The 919-nt window shown below is 60.8% G+C and carries 1 pseudogene; it reads left to right on the top strand.

The window, feature by feature from the left end:
• Positions 1-919 (top strand): annotated as a pseudogene (locus FEM54_RS33205) (hypothetical protein); the annotation flags it as partial.

Here is a 919-nt window from a genome sequence, read left to right as displayed (position 1 = left end):
GTCTGGCATACACGGGTCAACCCACTGTCCGACGTGCGTTTTTTTATCAATCAGGCCCTTGCCGGTGGTTACTTCGCCCCTGAAGACCGTGGCGTCACCGCCATCGTCTCCCACCCACAGTCCTCTACAACACCAGGCCCGACGCTACCTGTGCAACGCACACAACGGCAATCCTGGCTGCCGGATTTCGCCAGCGGGGTCTTTGGGCCGGGCTGGGAAGTGGGCCGGGGCCTGGTAGACGCTCCGTTTACGAACATGCTGTGCGGTTATCAGTTAGCCAGCCCGTTTACCGAGGATGCACGCATCTGTGCGGCACTCGGCTCGTACTGGCCGGGGGTGGCACCTGACTCCACCCGCAGCTTTGAACCGCGCAATGTTTCGGCCACGGTCATTCCGCTGACAGACAGCGAAATCGGCCTGGGCGACAGCCCGGCCTGGGATGGCCGCGCCGGTCCCACCTTGATTGAGTCGCAGGGGCGCATGCTGGTGCAGTACCGTGCCTATGAGTACAGCGACTACACGCAGGCCGCATTGGATGGCCGACTGTCGCTGGCCATCACCGGGCAGACCAGCACCGCGCAGTACCACCAGAGGGTGCTGGGGATGCGTCGTGCTTATGAGGCAGTAGGCGCCGGATCAGACAAAGAACAACGAAAACGCTGGCCATTGCTGTCGTATTTTCGGGTGCAATTGCCGGATAAAGCTTTCGAAGCTGCGCAGCAGGAGGCCGGGTTGCAACTCTCGGGTGAGGTGCATTTTTATACGCTGTACAAACATGGCGCGATAATCACCCCCACGCATGACTTCAAGCTTCGCCACGTGCAAATAGAGCAAGTCATCGACCTGTACATGAGCCACGACGCCGTACTGATCCGTCTGGACGGCGCCGCCTGGCGACCATTCGAAGGCCCCCTCAACC

Origin of the sequence: Pseudomonas edaphica (genome assembly GCF_005863185.1) — a bacterium.
GTDB classification, from domain to species: domain Bacteria; phylum Pseudomonadota; class Gammaproteobacteria; order Pseudomonadales; family Pseudomonadaceae; genus Aquipseudomonas; species Aquipseudomonas edaphica.
Note: the sequence above shows the minus strand (reverse complement) of the source record. Positions and strands in the feature narration are given on the sequence as shown.